Here is a 19,104-nt window from a genome sequence, read left to right as displayed (position 1 = left end):
ATCGCCGGCCTCGCCCGACAGCGTGTCGTTGTCGCCCTCGCCATACAGGCGGTCGTTGCCCTCGCCGCCATAAAGCAGATCGCGCCCGGCACCGCCCTGCAGAAGGTCGGCGCCGGCATCCCCGAACAGCGTGTCGTCGCCCGCATCGCCCTGCAGGCTGTCGTCGCCCGCATCCCCGAACAGCACATCCCCGCCATCACCGCCGCCGATCAGGTCGTCGCCGTCGCCGCCGCGCAGACGGTCGTCGCCGCCCTCGCCGGCGACCGTGTCGTTGCCCGCGCCGGCCGAGACGGTGTCGTTGCCTCCGCGGGCCGCGATGTTGTCGGCCCCCGCGGCGCCCAGCAGCTGTTCGGCGCTGTCATTGCCGAAGATCCAGCGGCCCACCGTCGTGGGCGTATCCTCGGGCGTCACCGCGACGGGATCGAGGTCGGGCATCAGGTAGTGGGCGACGGGGAACATCGCATTGTCGAAATCGGCCGCGCTCAGCGGCTGTCCGTCGCTGGTGCGGATGTCCAGCGTGGTCGCGCCATAGGTAATCCGCATGCCGAAGGGCTGCGGCGCGAAGCTGAGCTGCCAGGTGCTGCGGATCATGCCCAGCATCGACATGTCGATGCGGTCGACGCCATGCTCGTAATCATGCAGGATGATGCGCCCTGCGACCCGGCTGAGAACGAAGGTATCGGCGCCCGCCCCGCCGATCATGGTGATCTCGCCGCTGCCCGATACCAGGATGTCGTCGCCCGCGCCGCCCTCGAGCCGGGTGGTGTCGGGCTGCGCGGTCAGCATGTCGTCGCCCGCCCCTCCGACGACCACGCCGGCGCCGGCCGCGGCGGTCTGACCGATGCTGCCGGGATCGAACAGCAGCTGGGTCAGCCCGGTCTCGGTCGTGCTGGCGACGACCAGCAGGATCTTGCCGTCGACGACCTGCGCCTCGATCGCGCCGACATCGGCCAGCGTCATCCCGTCGGTGTCGGCAATGCTGTCGAGATGCAGCAGCCGCCCGTCGGGCAGGATGGTGAAGACGCTGATGCCGTCATCGGCGCCACCCACGAAGAAGAAGCCGCGCCCGCCCACGACCGCCGTGGCCAGCGCCGTGGCTGACTGGAACCGGGTCGTCAGCTCGTCGATGATGTGGTCGGCGATGACCATGGTGCCGTCCGTCGACAGCCGGAACACCGTCAGCGAGGACGAGGTCGAGCCGGTGACCACCAGGAAGGTGTCGCCCCCGGCCTGCAGGATCGCCGCGTCGCTGGGGATGTAATAGCCGCTGCCCTGTGCGGCGACATGCATCTGGCCCGGGCCGAGGATGCCGTCATCCGAGACCTGCATGGCCGAGATGAAGTTGCCGCCCGACGAGATCGCGACCAGCAGGCGCTGGCCGCCGATGCTGACATCGAGGATCTTGTCCAGCGACGCGCCCTCGATCGCGCCGCTGGCGGGCAGGGTCACCGACGAGGTGGTGACCAGCTGGCCATCGCCCGCCAGGCGCTGCACGACCAGCCGCAACGCGCCGGCATGGCCGGAATAGAGGTGGTCGCCCGCCGCGCCCGTGAACTGGCCAAGGGCAGTCAGTCGCGGGCCGATCTGCGCCTCGGGCAGCAGCGGCGCAAAGCCGTCCAGCTGTCCGCTCGCGCCGATGGCCACGGCCTGCCCCTCGGCCCCGGCCAACTGGCCGACATGCAGCTGGCTGGTGCCGCCAAGGCTCAGCAGCGTCAGTTCGGGCATTCCCTGATGGGTGAAGGTCGACAGGAACGGCTGGCTGTCGATCATCGCCAGCGGGCTGTCGGGATCGCTGATCGCAAAGCTGGCGACGCCGCCGCCGAAATGGGTTGCGCTGAACAGCAGCATCTGGCCGCCGATCCGCGTCAGTGCCAGATCGGTGACATTCGACAGCCAGCTTGTTTCCGTGGTCCCGAAGGTGACCACGTGACGATAGGCGAGCATGACCGGTCCGCGCGAGGTCCCGCGACGCCCCCAGAAGCGGGTGCGCCGGAGCCCCGAAGATGCACGATCTGCACCCTTCTGGCACCGGGATAGCCGGGATTTTAGGCGCTTTTACCCGGCGTTTCGGCCAACCCGGTCTCGGCGGTGAAGGCGAGCGGACCGTAAAGGATCAGCCCCGGCTGGCTGACCTCGGCGCCCGCCAGCATCGCCGCCAGCCCGTCCACGCTCGAGCGGAGAAGCCGCTGGTGGGGATGGCCCACCGCCTCGGCGAACAGCGCCGGCGTGCTGCCCGGAAGGCCATGCGCACGCAGCCCCTCGGCCAGCTTGGGAAAGCTGCGCTGGCCCATGAACACCACTGTCGTCACCGCCGGATCGGCGATCGCCGCCCAGTTGATGTCGGCGGGCAGGTCGCCGGTGACATCGGCCCCGGTCACGAACTGGACCCGTCGCGCGGTCAGCCGGCGCGTCAGCGGCAGCCCCGCCGCCGCCGCCGCCGCGCTGGCCGAGGTGACGCCGGGCACGATCTCGAAGGGGATGCCGGCCTGGGCCAGGGCCAGCAGCTCTTCCTCGAGCCGGCCAAAGATGCCCGCATCGCCCGATTTCAGCCGAACCACCCGCCGCCCGGCGCGCGCATGGCTGACGATCAGCGCGTTCACATGATCCTGCCGCGCCGATGGCCGGCCCGCGCGCTTGCCCACCGCGATCAGCTCGGCATCGGGCGCGGCATGGTCGAGGACCGGCCCCGAGGCCAGGTCGTCGAACAGCACGACCTGCGCCTCGGCCAGCCGGCGCGCGGCCTTCAGGGTCAGCAGTTCCGGATCGCCCGGCCCCGCCGAGACAAGCGAGACGAAACCAGTCGGCGGGGCGGGATCGGTCAAGGCCATGGCTTTCGCGGCGGAAACTGCCGATCAGCTATACCATCGCGCCCTGCCCTGACAATGCCGCTTGGCCCCCCGCCCGGGCCGAATTAACCCTGAGACGGGAAACTTTCCCGCGCCCCGCGCGTGTGTTCGGGAAACAGGCAAGGAGAGGTTCATGGCGGTCATCTGCTGGTTCAGGCGCGTCCTGCGGCTGGACGACCATCCGGCGCTGTGCGCGGCAGCGGCCGAGGGCGAGGTGATACCGCTGGTCATCCTCGATCCCGAGGAGGCGCGCGACCACCCGGCCAGCGCGCAGCGGCAGGCGCTGTCACTGCCCCGGCTGCAAGCCGCGCTGCATCGTCATCACAGCCGGCTGATCGTTCGGCGCGGCGCGCCCGCCGGGGTGCTGGAACAGATCGCGCGGCAGACCGGCGCCACGCAGATCCACGCCACCGAGGGCTTTCCCTTCGCCAGCGATCACGGGCTTGCGGCGGCGGCCCAGCGCGGCGGAGCGCGGCTTGTCCTGCATCCGCTGGCCGATCTGGCCGGGCGGGGCGCCCTCACCACCCAGCAGGGCGGGATCTACAAGGTCTTCACGCCCTATTGGCGGGCCCTGCGCGCCTCGCAGATCGCCGATCCGCTGCCGGTGCCGCGGCTGTCATCGCCGGCGGACTGGCCCGACAGCGAGGATGCTGATGGCAAGGATCCCGACTGGCCCGAGGCGCGCGCGGCCATGCGCCGGGGCTGGCCGGTGGTCGCAGGCCACGTCGAGCCCGGCGAGGATCGCGCGCTGCAACGGCTGCACGATTTCCTGGACGGTCCGGTGGCCGATTACGCCACCCATCGCGATCAGCCCTGGCGCGATGCCGGTACCTCGGGGCTGTCGGATGCGCTGGCCGTGGGCGAGATCAGCCCGCGGCGCATCTGGCAGGTGGCGGGCGATGCGCGGCGCGACGGCCGCCCCGGCGTCGAGGACTTCCTGCGCGAGCTGGGCTGGCGCGAATTCGCGCGCGAGCTGTTTCACGACGCGCCGGAGATGGGCCGAACCTGCTGGCGCGAGGAGTGGCAGGACTTTCCGTGGCGGCGCGACAACGCCGCCGCCGAGGATTGGCGGCGCGCGGCGACCGGCGTGCCGATGGTCGATGCCGGCCTGCGCGAGCTGTTCGTGACCGGGCGGATGCACAACCGCGTGCGGATGATCGCGGCCAGCTACCTGACCAAGCACCTGCTGACCGACTGGCGGGTCGGGCTGGACTGGTTTGCCCGCACGCTGACCGACTGGGACCCCGCCTCGAACGCGATGAACTGGCAATGGGTGGCCGGCTGCGGCCCCGACGCGGCGCCCTATTTCCGGGTGTTCAACCCCGATACCCAGGCCGAAAAATTCGACGCGGCCGGGCGTTATCGCGACCACTGGCTGAAGGCCTCGGCGGCGGGCGCGCAGGAGTTTGCCCGCGCCGCGCCGCTGTCATGGAAGATCGACCTGGCGCGACCGCCGGCGCCCGCGATCTCGCTGGCGCAGGGTCGCGCCCGGGCGCTGACCGCCTATGAGGAGTTCAAGCCATGAGCGATGCGGCGCCGCGACGGGCGCTGGTCCTCGGTGCATCCGGCGGCATCGGCGCGGCGCTCCTGGCCGGGTTGCGCGGTGCGGGCGCCGAGGCAATCGGCCTGTCGCGGCGCGACGACGGGCTGGACCTGACCGATCCGGCCTCGCTGGCCCGCCACGCCGACACCCTGGCCGGGACCGATTTCGATCTGATCGTGAACGCCACGGGCGCGCTGGTGATCGACGGCCACGAGCCCGAGAAAAGCCTTGATGCGGTCGATCCGGCCGCGATGGCCGCGCAGTTCGCGCTGAACGCGACGGGGGTGGCGCTGGCGATCCGGGCCTTCGCCCCGCGTCTGGCCCGCGACCGGCGGGCGGTCTTTGCCTCGCTGTCGGCCCGCGTCGGCTCGATCGGCGATAACGGGCTGGGCGGCTGGGTCGGCTACCGCGCCGCGAAGGCCGCGCAGAACCAGATCATCCGCACTGCCGCGATCGAATGGCGCCGCCGCAACCCGCGCAGCATCTTCGTGGCGCTGCATCCGGGCACGGTCCGGACCCCGCTGACCGCGAAATATGCCGCCCGATACCCCACCATCAGCCCCGAGGACAGCGCGGCGGCCCTGCTGTCGGTGATCGCAGGTCTGACGCCGGAGGACAGCGGCAGCTTTCGTGACTGGAAGGGCGAACGGGTGCCGTGGTGAGCGTTCAGGCCGTCAGATAGGGCGTGAAGGCCGCGCGGATCGCCCGCCCGCCGGGGTTGGCGAACGAGCCCCAGCTGCCGAGGATCTGTCCCTCGGGGCCCAGCAGCACCTTGTTGAAGTTCCATTTCGGCACGAAGCCGGTCTGCTGGCGCACCCAGGCATAGAAGGGATGGACCTGGCCCCGCGCGACCGGCAGGATATCGGTCATCGGCAGGGTGATGCCGTATTCCAGCGTGCAGTATTCCTTGACCTTCGCCGCATCGGCCAGTTCCTGGTTGAAATCGTCCGAAGGCACCGCCAGCACGACCAGACCGCGCGGGCCGAACTCCTCGTGCAGGGCCTGCATGTCGCGCAGCTGCCCGGCAAAGCCGCACATCGAAGCCGTGTTCACGACCAGCACCGGACGGCCGCGCCAGTCGGCGGTGTTCAGGCTGCCACCGTCGATCGAGGGGAAGGTGAAGGCGGGCGCCGGCCCCGCGGCCCGGCCGCGCCGGGGCGCAAGACCGGCAAGGGCGGCGGGAACAAGGGTGGCAAGCGACAGGAACAGGCGGCGATGCATGAGCGTGGCCCTTTCTCAGCTGCGGGTCATGGACAGGATAACACGCGCCGCCAGCAGCAGGCATCCCAATGCCGCGAGCGCCAGCAGCGTCCCGTTCGCGGGCGAGAGGCTCGCCCCGATCACCCCCGCCAGCGCCCACAGCACGCCAAGCGGATAGGTCACCCCCGCCGGCCGCAGGCGCTGCACCGCCAGCGCCACCGCGAGGATCGCCATCAGCGCCGCGATCGCCGCGACCTGCGCGGTCAGGATTCCGAAGCCCGCCGCGACGATGCCCGCCGACACGCCCGAGGCCGCCGTCAGCCAACCCGCGTACAGCCCAAGCGGCAGTTCCAGCCAGGCGCGGTCGCGGCGCGGCGCGCGCAGGAAGGCCAGCACCGCCAGCAGCAGCATCGCGAGGATCATCGCGGTCGCCCAGACAGGCGCGCGGCCCGCCACCTCCAGCCAGAAGGCGCCGATGGCGAGGCTGCCCAGCAGCGGCAGCCGCGCCGGGGTCCAGTCCGCGTCCTGCGCCCGGCGCAACAGGCCAAAGCCGGCACTGGCCAGCAGCCACAGATAGATCACCCCCCAGATCGAGAACGCCCAGCCCGCAGGCTGCACCGGCGGATCGGTCTGCGGCACCGGGAACAGGTCGGGCGGATAGCCCGCGAAGTTCTGCGACACCACGGTGGACAGCGCGAAGGCCAGCGTGGCAAGCAGGACGAGGATGGCGAGGGGGCGGGACATGGCATCTCCGGTCAGCGGTCGATGGCTGAACGCGCCGAAACCGGTTCGGGTCCGCCGCCCGCCTGCGGCGGCTTGCCGCGCACGGCCGCGCCGCGACAAGCGCGTTGCACCGCCGGCGTCTTGCGCCTAATCCGGGGGCGACAGCGAAGGAGAACAGGCATGGCACCGCGCAAACTGGCCGCAGGCAACTGGAAGATGAACGGCGATCGGGCCGCGCTGGCGCAGATCGACGCGCTGGCCGCCGCGCAGCCCGCGCCGGGCTGCGATGTGCTGATCTGCCCGCCCGCGACCCTGATCCAGCCGATGGCGGCCCGCGCCGCAGGCACGTCCATCGCGGTCGGCGGGCAGGATTGCCATGCCAGCGCGGCGGGTGCCCATACCGGCGACATCTCGGCCGCGATGCTGCGCGAGGCGGGTGCCAGCCACGTGATCCTTGGCCATTCGGAACGCCGCGCCGATCATGGCGAGACCGATGCCGGGGTCGCCGCCAAGGCCGCCGCCGCACATGCCGCGGGCCTCATCGCGATCATCTGCCTTGGCGAGACCGAGGCGCAGCGCGACGCCGGCGAGACGCTGGCGGTGATCGGCGCGCAGCTTGCGGGCTCGCTGCCGCCGGGTGCCGGCGCCGCCAACACCGTCATCGCCTACGAGCCGGTCTGGGCGATCGGCACCGGGCGCACGCCCGGCATCGACCAGATCGCCGAGGTGCACCGCTTCCTGCGCGCGGGGCTGCAGGGCCGGGTCAAGGACGCCGCCGACATGGCGCTGTTGTATGGCGGCAGCGTCAAGCCCGGCAACGCGGCCGAGATCTTCGCCATCGCCGATGTCGATGGCGCACTGGTCGGCGGCGCCAGCCTGAAGGCCGAGGATTTCGGCGGCATCATCGCGGCGCTGGCCGCAGCGGTCGGAGCCGCCTGATCCGCGGGCCTGACGGTCCGACCCTGTCGCAGGACGGGACCGAAGAACCCCTCGACGCGAGTGATTGCCGCCCGTGACGACCCATGCGCGATGCGACACCCGCAGGCGATGCACCAGCGGCGGCTTTTCCGGCCCGGGACTTGCCGCCGCGCCGCCGTCTCGCTGCGACCTCCTCGTCGTCGCAGACCGGGTCCCGGCGGCCGGATGCCGCTCCGGGCCCTTCGGCGGCACCCGGCGATTCTGCCGCCTCTCGACAGGCGCCCAGCGCCCCCGGGCTGCTTCGTTCAAGGGTCTGCATTCCTGTCCGCCCCGCGGCCCCGCGGATGGCCCCTTGCCGGGCGGATCGCCGATGCAGGACCCAACAGGCCCCTTTTCATCCCCACCCATATGCCTATGCTTGGGGCCAATCAGCAGGGGAATGGGCATGGCGCGCTCGGGAATCGACTATGGCGGTATGATGCATCGCGCGATGCAGGGGCTGATCGCGGATGTGCTGGAGGGCGTCGCCCGGGCCGGCCTGCCGGGCGAGCATCATTTCTTCATCACCTTCGACACGCGCGAGGATGGCGTCGAGATGGCCGACTGGCTGCGCGAACGCTATCCCGAGGAGATGACCATCGTCATCCAGCACTGGTTCGAGAACCTGACCGTCGATGACGAAGGCTTCACGATCACACTGAACTTCGGCAATTCGCCCGAGCCGATGCGCATCCCCTTCGACGCGCTGCGGACCTTTGTCGACCCCTCGGTGGAGTTCGGCCTGCGCTTCGAGACGCAGGACGCCGAGGACGAGGATGACGGGGACGACGAGGATCTGGCGCAGCTGGGTGGCGAGGACGACCAGGACCCCGACGGCAGCCCGAATGGCGGCGGCGAGGTCGTGCAGCTGGATCGCTGGCGCAAATAGGACGCCGGTCAACACCCGACCCGATGTCCGTCACCGCAGGGGGTATTGCGCATGTCCTTGTTTCATGGCGTCTCGGCCTTTCCCATCACCCCCACCGACGCCGAGGGGCGTTGCGATCACCACGCGCTGCGCCGGGTTCTCGAGCCGGTCGCGCGGGCGCGGGTCGACAGCATCGGCCTGCTGGGCAGCACCGGCGGCTATGCCTATCTGACGCCGGATCAGCGGCGCGAGGTCCTGGAGGTCGCGCTGGACGCGATCGGCGGCAGGGTGCCGGTGATCGCGGGCATCGGCGCCCTGCGCAGCGATGACGCGACCGCCCTTGCCCGCCACGCGGCCAGCGCCGGGGCGGCGGGGCTGCTGCTGGCCCCGGTCAGCTATACCCCGCTGACCGAGGAGGAGGTGTTCCAGCATTTCGCCGCCGTCGCCGCCGCGACGGGCTTGCCCCTGTGCATCTACAACAACCCCTCGACCACGCATTTCACCTTCTCGCAACGGCTTCTCGAGCGGCTGGCCGGGCTGCCGACCGTCGCGGGCGTCAAGATGCCCCTGCCCGCCGATGGCGATTTCACCGCCGAGATCGGCCGCCTGCGCGCCGCCCTGCCCTCCGATTTCGCCATCGGATACAGCGGCGACTGGGGCGCGGCGGAATCGCTGCTGGCCGGCGCGGACGGGTTCTTCAGCGTCGCCGCGGGGCTGTTGCCCGACTCCTTCCTGAGGCTTGCGCGGGCGGCGATCACCGGCGATGCGGCCGGAACGGCGCGCCGCGACGCGGCCTTCGGCGCCTTGTGGGAGCTGTTCCGCGAATTCGGCAGCCTGCGGGTGATGTTCATGGCCGCGCGCGAGGCCGGACTGACCGACGCCCTGCCGCCCCGCCCGATCCTGCCGCTGCCCGAGGCGCAGCGCGACCGGGTGATGGCCGCGATGCGGGCCGCCGAAGCCGCCTGAGCACCGCGGCCGCATTGCAGCATACCGTTGCATACCAATTGCGAATCCATCCCGCGGCGGCTAAAGCTGCCGCGACACCGCGAGGGAGCAACGCCATGACCACGACCCGCACCGAGACCGACAGCTTTGGCCCGCTGGAGGTTGACGCCAGCAAATACTGGGGCGCGCAGACGCAACGCTCGATCCTGAACTTCCCGATCGGATGGGAACGCCAGCCGGTCGCGATCATCCGGGCGCTGGGCGCGATCAAGCTGGCGGCGGCGCGGGTCAACCAGGCGAATGGCGATCTTGACCCCCGCATCGGCGCGGCGATCGAACAGGCCGCCACCGAGGTGTTCGAGGGCAGGTTCGACGACAACTTCCCCCTGGTCGTCTGGCAGACCGGGTCGGGCACGCAGTCGAACATGAACGCCAACGAGGTGATCGGCAACCGCGCCATCGAGATCCTGGGCGGCAAACTGGGCAGCAAGACGCCGGTGCATCCGAACGACCATTGCAACATGGGCCAGTCCAGCAACGACACCTTCCCCACCGCGATGCATGTCGGCATCGGCATGATGGCGCGCGACGTGCTGATCCCCGGCCTTCAGAAACTGCATGACGCGCTGGCGGCCAAGGCCCATGAATTCAGGGACATCATCAAGATCGGCCGCACCCATACGCAGGATGCGACACCGCTGACGCTGGGCCAGGAATTCGGCGGCTATGCCCACCAGGTCCGCATGGGGATCGAACGGGTGCGGATGTCCCTGCCGCAGATCTACGAACTGGCGCAGGGCGGCACGGCGGTCGGCACCGGTCTGAACACCCGCAAGGGCTGGGACAGCGCCATCGCCGCGGAGATCGCGACGATCACCGGCCTGCCCTTCGTCACCGCGCCGAACAAGTTCGAGGCGCTGGCCGCCCATGACGCGATGGTATTCTTTTCCGGCGCGCTGAAGACCGTCGCCGCCTCGCTGTTCAAGATCGCCAACGACATGCGCCTGCTGGGATCGGGTCCGCGCTCGGGTCTGGGCGAGCTGATCCTGCCCGAGAACGAGCCGGGCAGCTCGATCATGCCCGGCAAGGTGAACCCCACCCAGGCCGAGGCGCTGACCATGGTCTGCGCGCATGTCATGGGCAATGACGCGGCGGTGGGCTTTGCCGGCTCGCAAGGGCATTTCGAACTGAACGTCTACAACCCGATGATGTCCTACAATGTCATCCAGTCGATGCAGCTTCTGGGCGATGCGGCCTCGTCCTTCACCGACAACATGGTGGTCGGCACCCAGGCCAACACCGCCCGCATCGACAAGCTGATGAAGGAATCGCTGATGCTGGTTACCGCGCTGGCGCCGACCATCGGCTATGACAATGCCACCAAGGTCGCCAAGACCGCCCACAAGAACGGGACCACGCTGCGCGAAGAGGCGATCGCCCTCGGCTTCGTCGATGGCGAGACCTTCGACCGGATCGTGCGCCCCGAGGACATGATCGGCCCGAAGGGCTGACAGGGCGGCTCGGCGGGCCACCCTCACGGGCGCGATGGCCCCGGTCGTCGCGCCACCGGGTGAATGTGGCGCCCATCCGCGCTATACTGGCGCGGCCGACCCGGTCGGCGCCAGCCGGCAGACCAGGATGCGGAGACCCGCGCATGACCAAGATCACCAACCTTCGGCAGGCCCGCAAGCAGCGCGACCGCAGCGAACGGCGCGCGGCGGGCGATGCCAATGCCGCGAAGTTCGGCGAACCCCGCGCACTGCGCGAGGCCCGCACCGCCGAGGCCAAGCGTGCCGAGCGTGCCCATGACGCGCACCAGCGCGATGAGGACTGACCTGCCGCCGATGACCCCGCCGGCCAAGCGGTCGGTGACCATCGACGGGCATCGCACCTCGGTCTCGCTCGAGGATGCGTTCTGGCAGGCGCTGGGCCGGGCTGCGGATCGGCGCGGACTGACGCGGGCGGTGCTGATCGGCCAGATCGACCATGCTCGCCCGCCGGATGTCGGGCTTGCGACCGCGCTGCGGCTGTTCGTTCTGGCCGAGGCACAGCGCGACGCCGCGCCCTCCCCGCCGCCCGGCGCGTGACGCGGGGCTTGCGCCGCGGGCCGCGCGGCCTAGTCTGGGCGCAGGACGGAGGCCTCCATGACCGACCGCGAACCACCCCGACTCCGCGCGGCCTATGCCGCGTTCGAAGGGCTGCAGACCCGCTGGACCGACAATGACCAGTATGGCCATATCTACAACGCGACCTATTACACGCTGTTCGACGAGGCGATGACCCGCGCGCTGGCGGCGATCGGGCTACCCGATCCGGCCCCCGGCAAGCCGATCCTGGTGGTCGTCGAGAATGGCTGCACCTTCTTTCGCGAATTGTCCTATCCGGACGCCCTGACCGTCGGCCTGTCCGTCACCCGCCTGGGCCGCGCCTCGATCCGCGTCGAGATGGGCATGTTCCGCGACGAGGACCAGGACGAAGCCGCCCGCGCCTATTTCACGCTGGTCACGGTCGACGCGACCACCCGCCGCCCGCTGCCGACGCCGCCCGATGACCGCGCGCGGCTGGCCGCGCTGATGCCCGCCGGGGCACGGCCGGCGCAGGTCGGGGCCGTCGCGGGATGAGCCCGGGCGCTGGCAGGCCGGACCGGGTCAGGCGCGACATGGCGGCGGCCGAGGCGCTGGAACTGGCGTTGCGGCAGGGGGGCGCGGCCCATGAGGCGGCCCGCCAGGCGATCCTGTCGCGCGACGAACCCGAAGATGTCCACGCCGCGCGGGTGGCGCTGCGACGCATGCGGTCGATCCTGCGCGGCTTTGGCGACATGGTGGCCAGCAAGACCGGCGCACGGCTGGACGACCTGCTGGCGGAACGCTGTCGTGCGCTGGCCGCGTTGCGCGACGCCGATGTGCAGGCCGAGGCCGCAACCGGCGCATCCCGCGCCGAGGCCGCCGCGCGGGCGCAGCGCCTGCGCGCCGAGGCCCGGGCGATGCTGGCCGATCCGCAGGACCATCCCCCCCTGCCCGGTCTGATCGCCGCGACGACGGGTGACAGGGCGCGGCTCTGCAAGGGCAACCGACGCCGTCGCCTCGCCGCTGCGCCGGTCGCGCTGATCGCCGCGCGCGGCTTGCAGACCGCCTGGAGCGAACTTCTGTCCTTCGGCCCTCAACCCGAGGCGCTGCCGCCCGAGGAGCGGCACCAGTTCCGCAAGCGCGCGAAGGATTTGCGCTACATCGCCGAATTCTTCGCACCGCTGTTCGACGGCCGGCAGCCGCGTGCGATGCTGAAGACGATCAAGGCCCTGCAGGACGCCCTCGGCACGCTGAACGACCTGCATGTGATGGCCGCGGACGCCGCGCTGCCCGACGATGCCGCGGCGCGCGAAGCCAAGGCGCGCGACAAGGCGCGCAAGCTGTGGAAACGGCTGCGCGCCTCGCCGGTCTGGTGGCTTGACGTCGCCGCCTAGCCGGCCCCGGGCGCGACATGATCGTGATAGCGTTCGCGCAGGGTCAGCTTGCTGATTTTGCCGGTCGCGGTCATCGGCATCTCGTCCACGAACACGATATCGTCGGGAAACTGCCATTCGGCCAGATGCGGCGCCAAAAGGGCGCGGATCTCGTCCATGCCGGGCAGGTCCTGCGGATCGGCCGGCTTGACCACCATCAGCGGCCGCTCGCCCCATTTCGGATGGGGCATGGCGATTACCGCGCATTGCGCAACCTTGGGATGGGCCACCGCCAGGTTCTCGACATCGATCGAACTGATCCACTCGCCGCCCGACTTGATCAGATCCTTGGCCCGGTCGCGCAGGGTAACCCAGCCATTGGCGTCGATTGAGGCGATGTCGCCGGTCCCGAACCAGCCCTCGGCGTCGATCGCTTCGGCGCTTGCCTCGTCGTCGCGGAAATATCCGCTGGCAACGGTGTTGCCGCGCACATGCAGCAGGCCCGAGGCCTTGCCGTCATGCGGCAGGCGCTGACCGTCGGGACCCACGATCTTCATCTCAACGCCGAGGACGCGCCGTCCCTGCGTGGCCTTCAGCGCCATCCGCTGCGGGAACGGCCGGTCCCGCTGATCGCTTGTCAGCGAGCCCTGGCTGCCCAGCGGCGAGGTCTCGCTCATGCCCCAGGCGTGGTTCACGTCGATGTCGAGTTTCTCGAAGGCTTCGGTCAGGCTGCGCGGCATGGCGCTGCCACCGACGACGATGTGCCGCAGCGCCGCCGGCTTGGCCCCACGACGCGCGATCTCGGCATGCAGGCCCTGCCAGATCGTCGGCACGCCCCATGCGCTTTGAACCCCTTCGGTCTCGCACAGGTCCCACAGGCTTGCGCCGTCCAGATGCGGCCCCGGCATCACCAGGCTTGCGCCGACCATCGGTGCGTAGAAGGGCAACCCCCAGGCGTTGACGTGGAACAGCGGCACCACCGGCAGGATGCGCGGCTGGTTGCCGAGATCCGCGCCGATGCTGGCCGCGATCGACAAGGCATGCAGCACGTTCGAGCGGTGGCTGTAAAGCACCCCCTTGGGCTTGCCGGTGGTACCCGAGGTATAGCACAGCCCCGAGGCGGTGGTTTCCGGGAATTCGGGCCAGTCCCGCGTCGTCGGGCGGCCGGCCAGCAGATCCTCGTAGCACAGAGCATCAAGGCTGTTCCGGGGCATGTGCGCCGCGTCGGTCATCAGCACGACCTGCATCTGCGGCAGATGATCCTTCAGTTTTTCCAGAAGCGGCAGGAAGGTCAGGTCGGCGAAGATCATCCGGTCGCCGGCGTGGTGCGTGATGAAGATCAGCTGTTCGGGCGACAGCCGCGGGTTGATGGTGTGGCAGATCGCGCCGATATTGGGGACGGCATAATAGATCTCGAAATGCCGGTGCCCGTTCCAGGCCAGTGTTGCGATGCGGTCGCCCGGACCGACGCCCAGTTCCTCCAGCGCCAGCGACAGTTGCGCGACACGCTGGCGCGTCCGGGCATAGTCCTGACGGTGCAGATCGCCCTCGACGCGGCGCGACACGATCCCGGCGGCCGGAAAGCTGTCGGCCGCATAGTCCAGAAGCCCGCCTTGCAGCAGCGGGCGATGCATCATCAGACCGTCCATCCCAATCACTCCTCCCCTGGCCGGGGCAGCTTGCGGGAAGGCTGCCGCCCGATCAAGCCGGTTTGGCGGCGGCGCTGGCCAGATGGGTCGAGGTCAGGTCCAGCAGCAGGCCGCCCTCGGGATCGCGGATCTCGGTGCGCACGATGGCGACGCGCGGGCCGCGGCTGACCCAGCGCGCCTTTGCGACCAGGGTGCCGTTGCGGCAATGGCCGGGCATCTGCGCGCTGAGGCTGACGGCGACGGGCAGGCCCTCGGCATCCCCGGCCACGGGCTCGCCGCCCAGCACCAGGCTGGTGGCGACGGCTTCGGCGAACCAGATCAGCGCGCCCGCATAGAGGCCGCTGCCGGACGGGGTGACGGTCATCTCGCCCTCGGCCTCGGCGTCGCTGACCGCGACGATGTCGAATTCGATCTGGCCGTTCAGGCGTCGGTCGGACATGGAGGCTCCTGTGGTGCGGATGCGTCAGGATCGCATCCGGGGTCGCGCTGGACAGGGACGCCCGGCCGGCTGGCCAGAAGGCGGGGACCTGCCCCGGCCGCCAGCCTAGGCGCTTCGGCCCCGGATTGCCACCGCCGCAAGGGACGTGACAGGCATCACCCTTCCGGCATCGCGGCGCCATGCGCCAGGCCGCATCAGAAAGCCCGGCCGACACGGGTTCGGCCGGGCTGATTTTGCTGACGTGCCAGGACCTTCGCAACAGGCGGCGGCACGGCCGCCACCCGCGCGCGATCCGCTCAGAAGTCGAACATGTCGCTGCCCATGGCGGTCGACAGGTGATCGGCGCCGGCGCGAACCGTCACCACCGCATCGGCGCGCGTGAAGTTGCCCTCCTGATCGGCGGCCCAGTAGGAGAAGCTGTCCGTCCCCACGAAGCCCTGGTTGGGGCGATACAGCACCGTGCCGTCATCCTGCAGATAGACGTTGCCGTTGCGGGGATCGGTCAGGCCGTCCACATAGACGCGCCCCCCGTCCGGGTCGACATCATTGGCCACCAGGTTGATCCGCACATCGGTATTCGCCGAGGTGGTGGCGCTGTCGTTGCGCGCGGTCGCGGCCGGCCCGCCAAGGTTGATGACGCCGTTGTAGGGATAGCGGCTCTGCAGGGTCGAGGCCGAGTAGTCCAGCTGGAACACCAGCATCGTCTTGGCCAGTTCGCCGGTCGCGCGGTCGGCGACGTAATCCTCGATCAGCAGTACGGCGTTGCCGTCCGGCGTGCGCCAGTAGCCGTTCGTCTCGAGGTAGTTTTCCTTGTCCCAGCCCCACAGCCCCTGCTGTTCCAGGACGAAGCTGCGTTCGACGGCACCGATCGAATCGGTCTTGATGCCGTCGAAGAACAGGTTGTCCCTGTCCGAGATGTTGCGGTCGGCGGTCAGCCGGAAGTTCAGTCGACCCTCGACCAGATCGGAGGCGCGCAGGATCTGCAGCTGGCCGGCCTCGGTCTGCTGGATGGTCGCGCCGCGGATGTTGGTGAACACGCCGTCGATCACCGTATTCTCGAAGTCGCCCGCCCGACCCGTGTTCACGTCGTTGTTGTCGGTCAGGTTGAAGGCGTGGTTGAAGCCGTCGATGCGGATGTCGTTGAACACCATGTCAAAGGCATTTCCGCCCAGGTTCACACCCTGATAGGCGTCGTCCCAGACCTCTCCGCGCTCGGGGCGCTGGCCCACGAGGTCGAAGTCGCGGAAGGTGTAGTGGCCGGTATAGCTGACGGCGACGCCCTCGCGGGTTTCCCAGTTGGTGAAGCCGTCGAACACGCTGCGCACGTCATGGCCCTGATCGGGGTTTTCCTTGACGACGATCAGGCCGGTGTTGGTCCCGAAGGCCTCGTTGTCGCGGAAGCCCTGGATCGGTGCCTTGTCATTGCCAAGCATGTCCCGGCCATAGCCGAGATCGCTGTTCTGCATGGTGTCGGGGTCGACGCCGTCGCGTTCGCCGCGGTGCAGCCAGACGAAGCCGTGCGTGGTGTTGGCGGCGACGTTCTCGACCGCCTCGACCAGCCGGCCTCCGAACCAGAAGCCGTCTCCGGTGCGCGCATCGTTGCCGTCGACCTCGCTGTGCTTCACCGCCACGTCGCCCGCGGCCCAGCCCTGCGACTTGATCGCGATGTTGCGATACCAGGTACCGGTCTCGTTGCCGTCTTCGGCCACGAAGGCCGCGCCCCAGACGTCGAAGGCGACGTTGCTGGTCAGATTGGCGTTCGAGGAATGCTGCACGAAGCCCCAGCCCGGCGAGCCGTCCACGACGTTGCCGATGGCGGTCGCGGGGTTCTCGACATCCTCGACCCCGGCCTCGTGGAAGTGGAAGGGATAGCGCGCCTCGACGTTGTCCGTGGCCGACAGGTTTCCGACGCCGCCAAACTCGCTGGCCGGGCCGGCATAGATCGACTTGTCCGTCCGGCCAAGATCGACGAAGCCCGCATTGCGCACATCGACATCGTCGTTGTGCATGAACATCACATGGCCGCGCTGATGGTTCGGAATGTCCTCGCCACCCTCGCTCGAGAAGGTGACGTTGCGGCTCATGTTGGCCACATAGGCCTTGAGGTCGTCGCGCGGCGTGTCGTGGTCATAGGTCAGCGGGCGGTTCAGCGTGACCCTGTTGCCGTTGATCGCGGTGATGTACACCTCTTCGTCCTGGCTTTCCGCAAAGTCCATCCGGCTGGTCGCGTTGTTCCAGTAGAAGCCCTGCTGATAGGTGCCCGTCAGTACCAGCTTGTCGCCCACCTGCCAGCCCTCGGGCGCCTCTTCGAGCACCAGCCGCGTATCGCCCGCCATGGCGTCGACGTCGACTTTCAGATGCGAGGACTTCTCGGTGCCGGCGATGTCGACCTGCCCCATGGCCACCATGCCGCGCGACAGCAACGCGGGATCCCAGCCCACGTCGATATTGCCGTTGTCGGCAAAGACGATATCGACATTCGTGCCGGCCTCGACAGGGTCATCGGCGGTGCCGATCTGCAGATGCCCGGTCGGCGAGACGACCAGCGTGTCAACCAGCAGCCGGCTGTCTTCATCGGTCGCAAAGCTCAGCATGCCGTCGACGCGGACGGTGTTGATCGAGGCGTTGTTGACCGCGCTGTATTCCACGGCGATTCCCTCGGGGATCAGCACATTGGCGCCGGCGCCGGGCACGCGGCCATTGTGCCATGTCGAGGGATCGTTCCAGTCGCCGTGATTGATCGCGATGCTGGTGGCGTCGGCTCGCGACACGAGGTCAAGCGCCGCCATGTGCATCTGCGCCCCAGCAGGCGAGCCGCCCATCTCATGCTCGGGCATGTTGCGGACCATCTCGACGAAGGCAGCGATTTCGGCCGGGGTCTGGGGAGGGTCGATCAGTTCGTGCGAACTGGCGGGATCGCCGCTGGAATGGCCGCCACCCGTGCTGCCGCCGCCCGTGCTGCCGCCACCCGTGCTGCCGCCACCCGTGCTGCCGCCGCCTGTGCTGCCACCACCCGTGCTGCCGCCACCGGTCGCCACGGCCTCCACATCCACGGAAACGCGTCCGGTGTCGGTGCCGCCATTGCCGTCCGAGACGGAATAGCTAAAGCCGCCAGCGCCCTCGCCCGAGGCGGCGAAATGCACCTGATCGCCCACGATTGTGGCAGAGCCGTTCGCCACATTGGTCAACCGCACCAGCGACAGCGCGTCGCCGTCGACGTCGCGGTCATTGGCCAGCAGATCCGCGATGTCGATCATCAGCATCTGACCTGTATCGACCGAATAGCCGCCATCGTCATTGGCCACCGGCGCGTCATTCACCGCATTCACGGTCAGGTTGACGCGCGCCGTATCGACCCCGCCACGACCATCGCTGATCGTATAGGTGAAACTGTCGCGCCCGGCGAAATTGGCATTCGGGATATAGGTCAGCGTCCCGTCGGCATTCTGCCGCACGGTGCCGTTCGCGGCGCGACCGACCTGCGTGATGCTGAGCCGATCGCCGTCTGCATCAAGATCATTCGCCAGCGGATTGAGGGAAACCTGGCCATCCTCCGCCAGCGTCCGCGATTCATTGCGCGCGTCGGGCGCCGTGTTGGCGACGGGCGCCGGTGGCTCGACCGGGGGTGGCGGTGTGACGACCGTGCCGCCGCCCGTGCTTCCGCCCCCGGTGCTGCCGCCCGACCCGCCGCCGGTATTGCCGCCTGCCACCGCATGGCGCAGATCAGATTCGTCCAGGGTGCCGATCGTGCCGCCATTGTGGCTGTGCCGGATGCGAAGCTCGGATGCGCCGTAGGCCTCGAAATAATCGACATTGATCGAATACCAGCCCGATTCCGCGATCTGGATCACGCCCTGCGAGGTGCCCGACGACCGCGCGTTGCCAAATTCCGAAACGACGCTGCCGTTGACCGTCAGCCGGAAACCGTCGTCGGTCGTGTTGTAGAAACGGTGCGAACCCGCCTCCAGATAGACCTGCCCCGTCAGGCGCAGCGCGAACTGATCCGACAGAAGATGACCACGCGGATCGCTGAGCGTGCTGGCATCGGCGCCCAGAAGATCGACCAGCGACCCGTTGGTCGCGCGATAATCGATGCCGTCCGACACGAAGGTGGCCGTGGGCCTCCCCTGCATCAACCGCAGCGCATCGCCCAGATTGCGCAGCGAGCCGCCCAGATAGACCTCACCCAGCAGACCCGACGAATATCCGTTCGTACTCGACCCCGAGGGCGCCGAAACCGGAAGCTTTGCCATTCCCCACAACCTTCCCACAATCTGATGTCTGCGATCAGGGCGCGTGCCACCCCAAATCGCTCGAAGCTGTTACGCACGACGCGCCTATCCAGACGCAAACAACTAAAGATTGTGTTAACGGGAACAAAAACGCCGCACGGTTGTTTTCCAGCCTATGAGACGAAGCCTGCGGCATGCAACCCGAGGCCAGGACGAGGTGGGTGTAATCGGCGGTTTCTTACCATCCGGACGTTTTTTGTGGC

General features: G+C 69.2%; 17 protein-coding genes. 10 read left to right on the top strand and 7 right to left on the bottom strand.

What is annotated here, in order from left to right:
• Positions 1-1,944, bottom strand: a 1,944-nt coding sequence (locus Q5Y72_RS11755) for a calcium-binding protein (protein ID WP_305963614.1), incomplete at its 3' end; no start/stop codon positions are given.
• A 101-nt stretch (positions 1,945-2,045) separates the two neighbouring features.
• Positions 2,046-2,822: a uroporphyrinogen-III C-methyltransferase gene (gene cobA, locus Q5Y72_RS11750; RefSeq protein ID WP_305963613.1), complete on the bottom strand. Its 777-nt coding sequence runs from the start codon at positions 2,820-2,822 to the stop codon at positions 2,046-2,048.
• A gap of 157 nt (positions 2,823-2,979) precedes the next feature.
• Here cobA and Q5Y72_RS11745 point away from each other — a divergent pair, with 157 nt between their 5' ends.
• The gene (locus Q5Y72_RS11745; RefSeq protein WP_305963612.1) at positions 2,980-4,371 is read left to right on the top strand and encodes a cryptochrome/photolyase family protein; all 1,392 of its coding nucleotides are present in this window, start codon (positions 2,980-2,982) and stop codon (positions 4,369-4,371) included.
• A complete protein-coding gene (locus tag Q5Y72_RS11740; protein WP_305963611.1) occupies positions 4,368-5,051 on the top strand; it encodes an SDR family NAD(P)-dependent oxidoreductase in 684 nt (227 codons plus the stop codon). Before Q5Y72_RS11745 ends, Q5Y72_RS11740 begins: the two co-directional genes overlap by 4 nt.
• A 4-nt stretch (positions 5,052-5,055) precedes the next feature.
• Here the strand turns inward: Q5Y72_RS11740 and Q5Y72_RS11735 are convergent, their stop codons facing one another.
• Positions 5,056-5,610, bottom strand: coding sequence for a glutathione peroxidase (locus Q5Y72_RS11735; protein WP_305963610.1), 555 nt, complete (start codon positions 5,608-5,610; stop codon positions 5,056-5,058).
• A gap of 15 nt (positions 5,611-5,625) precedes the next feature.
• Positions 5,626-6,333 carry a TspO-related membrane protein gene (locus tag Q5Y72_RS11730; protein WP_305963609.1) on the bottom strand — a complete coding sequence of 236 codons (708 nt, stop codon included), beginning with the start codon at positions 6,331-6,333 and terminating at the stop codon, positions 5,626-5,628.
• 159 nt (positions 6,334-6,492) lie between these two features.
• On the opposite strand from Q5Y72_RS11730, the gene tpiA reads away from it, so the two are divergent.
• The 8 genes from tpiA (at position 6,493) to Q5Y72_RS11690 (ending at position 12,542) form a co-directional block, all read left to right on the top strand.
• A complete protein-coding gene (gene tpiA / locus Q5Y72_RS11725; protein ID WP_305963608.1) occupies positions 6,493-7,251 on the top strand; it encodes a triose-phosphate isomerase in 759 nt (252 codons plus the stop codon).
• Positions 7,252-7,675: 424 nt separating this feature from the next.
• Positions 7,676-8,158, top strand: a complete 483-nt coding sequence (locus tag Q5Y72_RS11720) for an SspB family protein (RefSeq protein WP_305963607.1) — start codon at positions 7,676-7,678, stop codon at positions 8,156-8,158.
• A 51-nt stretch (positions 8,159-8,209) separates the two neighbouring features.
• The gene (locus Q5Y72_RS11715) at positions 8,210-9,103 is read left to right on the top strand and encodes a dihydrodipicolinate synthase family protein (RefSeq protein ID WP_305963606.1); all 894 of its coding nucleotides are present in this window, start codon (positions 8,210-8,212) and stop codon (positions 9,101-9,103) included.
• Positions 9,104-9,198: 95 nt separating this feature from the next.
• On the top strand, positions 9,199-10,593 hold the full coding sequence (gene fumC, locus Q5Y72_RS11710) for a class II fumarate hydratase (RefSeq protein WP_305963605.1): 1,395 nt from the start codon (positions 9,199-9,201) through the stop codon (positions 10,591-10,593).
• Positions 10,594-10,736: 143 nt separating this feature from the next.
• Positions 10,737-10,916: a DUF4169 family protein gene (locus Q5Y72_RS11705; RefSeq protein ID WP_305963604.1), complete on the top strand. Its 180-nt coding sequence runs from the start codon at positions 10,737-10,739 to the stop codon at positions 10,914-10,916.
• A complete protein-coding gene (locus Q5Y72_RS11700) occupies positions 10,906-11,169 on the top strand; it encodes a ribbon-helix-helix domain-containing protein (protein ID WP_305963603.1) in 264 nt (87 codons plus the stop codon). The genes Q5Y72_RS11705 and Q5Y72_RS11700 overlap by 11 nt, the downstream gene beginning before the upstream one ends.
• Positions 11,170-11,226: 57 nt before the next feature.
• Positions 11,227-11,703, top strand: a complete 477-nt coding sequence (locus tag Q5Y72_RS11695; protein WP_305963602.1) for an acyl-CoA thioesterase — start codon at positions 11,227-11,229, stop codon at positions 11,701-11,703.
• Positions 11,700-12,542, top strand: a complete 843-nt coding sequence (locus Q5Y72_RS11690; protein ID WP_305963601.1) for a CHAD domain-containing protein — start codon at positions 11,700-11,702, stop codon at positions 12,540-12,542. The genes Q5Y72_RS11695 and Q5Y72_RS11690 overlap by 4 nt, the downstream gene beginning before the upstream one ends.
• Here Q5Y72_RS11690 and Q5Y72_RS11685 read toward each other — a convergent pair.
• The 3 genes from Q5Y72_RS11685 to Q5Y72_RS11675 form a co-directional block, all read right to left on the bottom strand.
• Entirely contained in the window at positions 12,539-14,170 is a 1,632-nt protein-coding gene (locus tag Q5Y72_RS11685; protein ID WP_305963600.1) for a long-chain fatty acid--CoA ligase, read from the bottom strand. The two genes, Q5Y72_RS11690 and Q5Y72_RS11685, sit on opposite strands and share 4 nt — an antisense overlap.
• A gap of 52 nt (positions 14,171-14,222) precedes the next feature.
• A complete protein-coding gene (locus Q5Y72_RS11680; protein ID WP_305963599.1) occupies positions 14,223-14,609 on the bottom strand; it encodes a hotdog family protein in 387 nt (128 codons plus the stop codon).
• A gap of 296 nt (positions 14,610-14,905) precedes the next feature.
• On the bottom strand, positions 14,906-18,862 hold the full coding sequence (locus Q5Y72_RS11675) for an Ig-like domain-containing protein (RefSeq protein ID WP_305963598.1): 3,957 nt from the start codon (positions 18,860-18,862) through the stop codon (positions 14,906-14,908).
• Positions 18,863-19,104 lie beyond the last annotated feature (242 nt).

This window comes from Paracoccus spongiarum (genome assembly GCF_030732095.1).
Classification (GTDB): domain Bacteria; phylum Pseudomonadota; class Alphaproteobacteria; order Rhodobacterales; family Rhodobacteraceae; genus Paracoccus; species Paracoccus spongiarum.
Note: the sequence above shows the minus strand (reverse complement) of the source record. Positions and strands in the feature narration are given on the sequence as shown.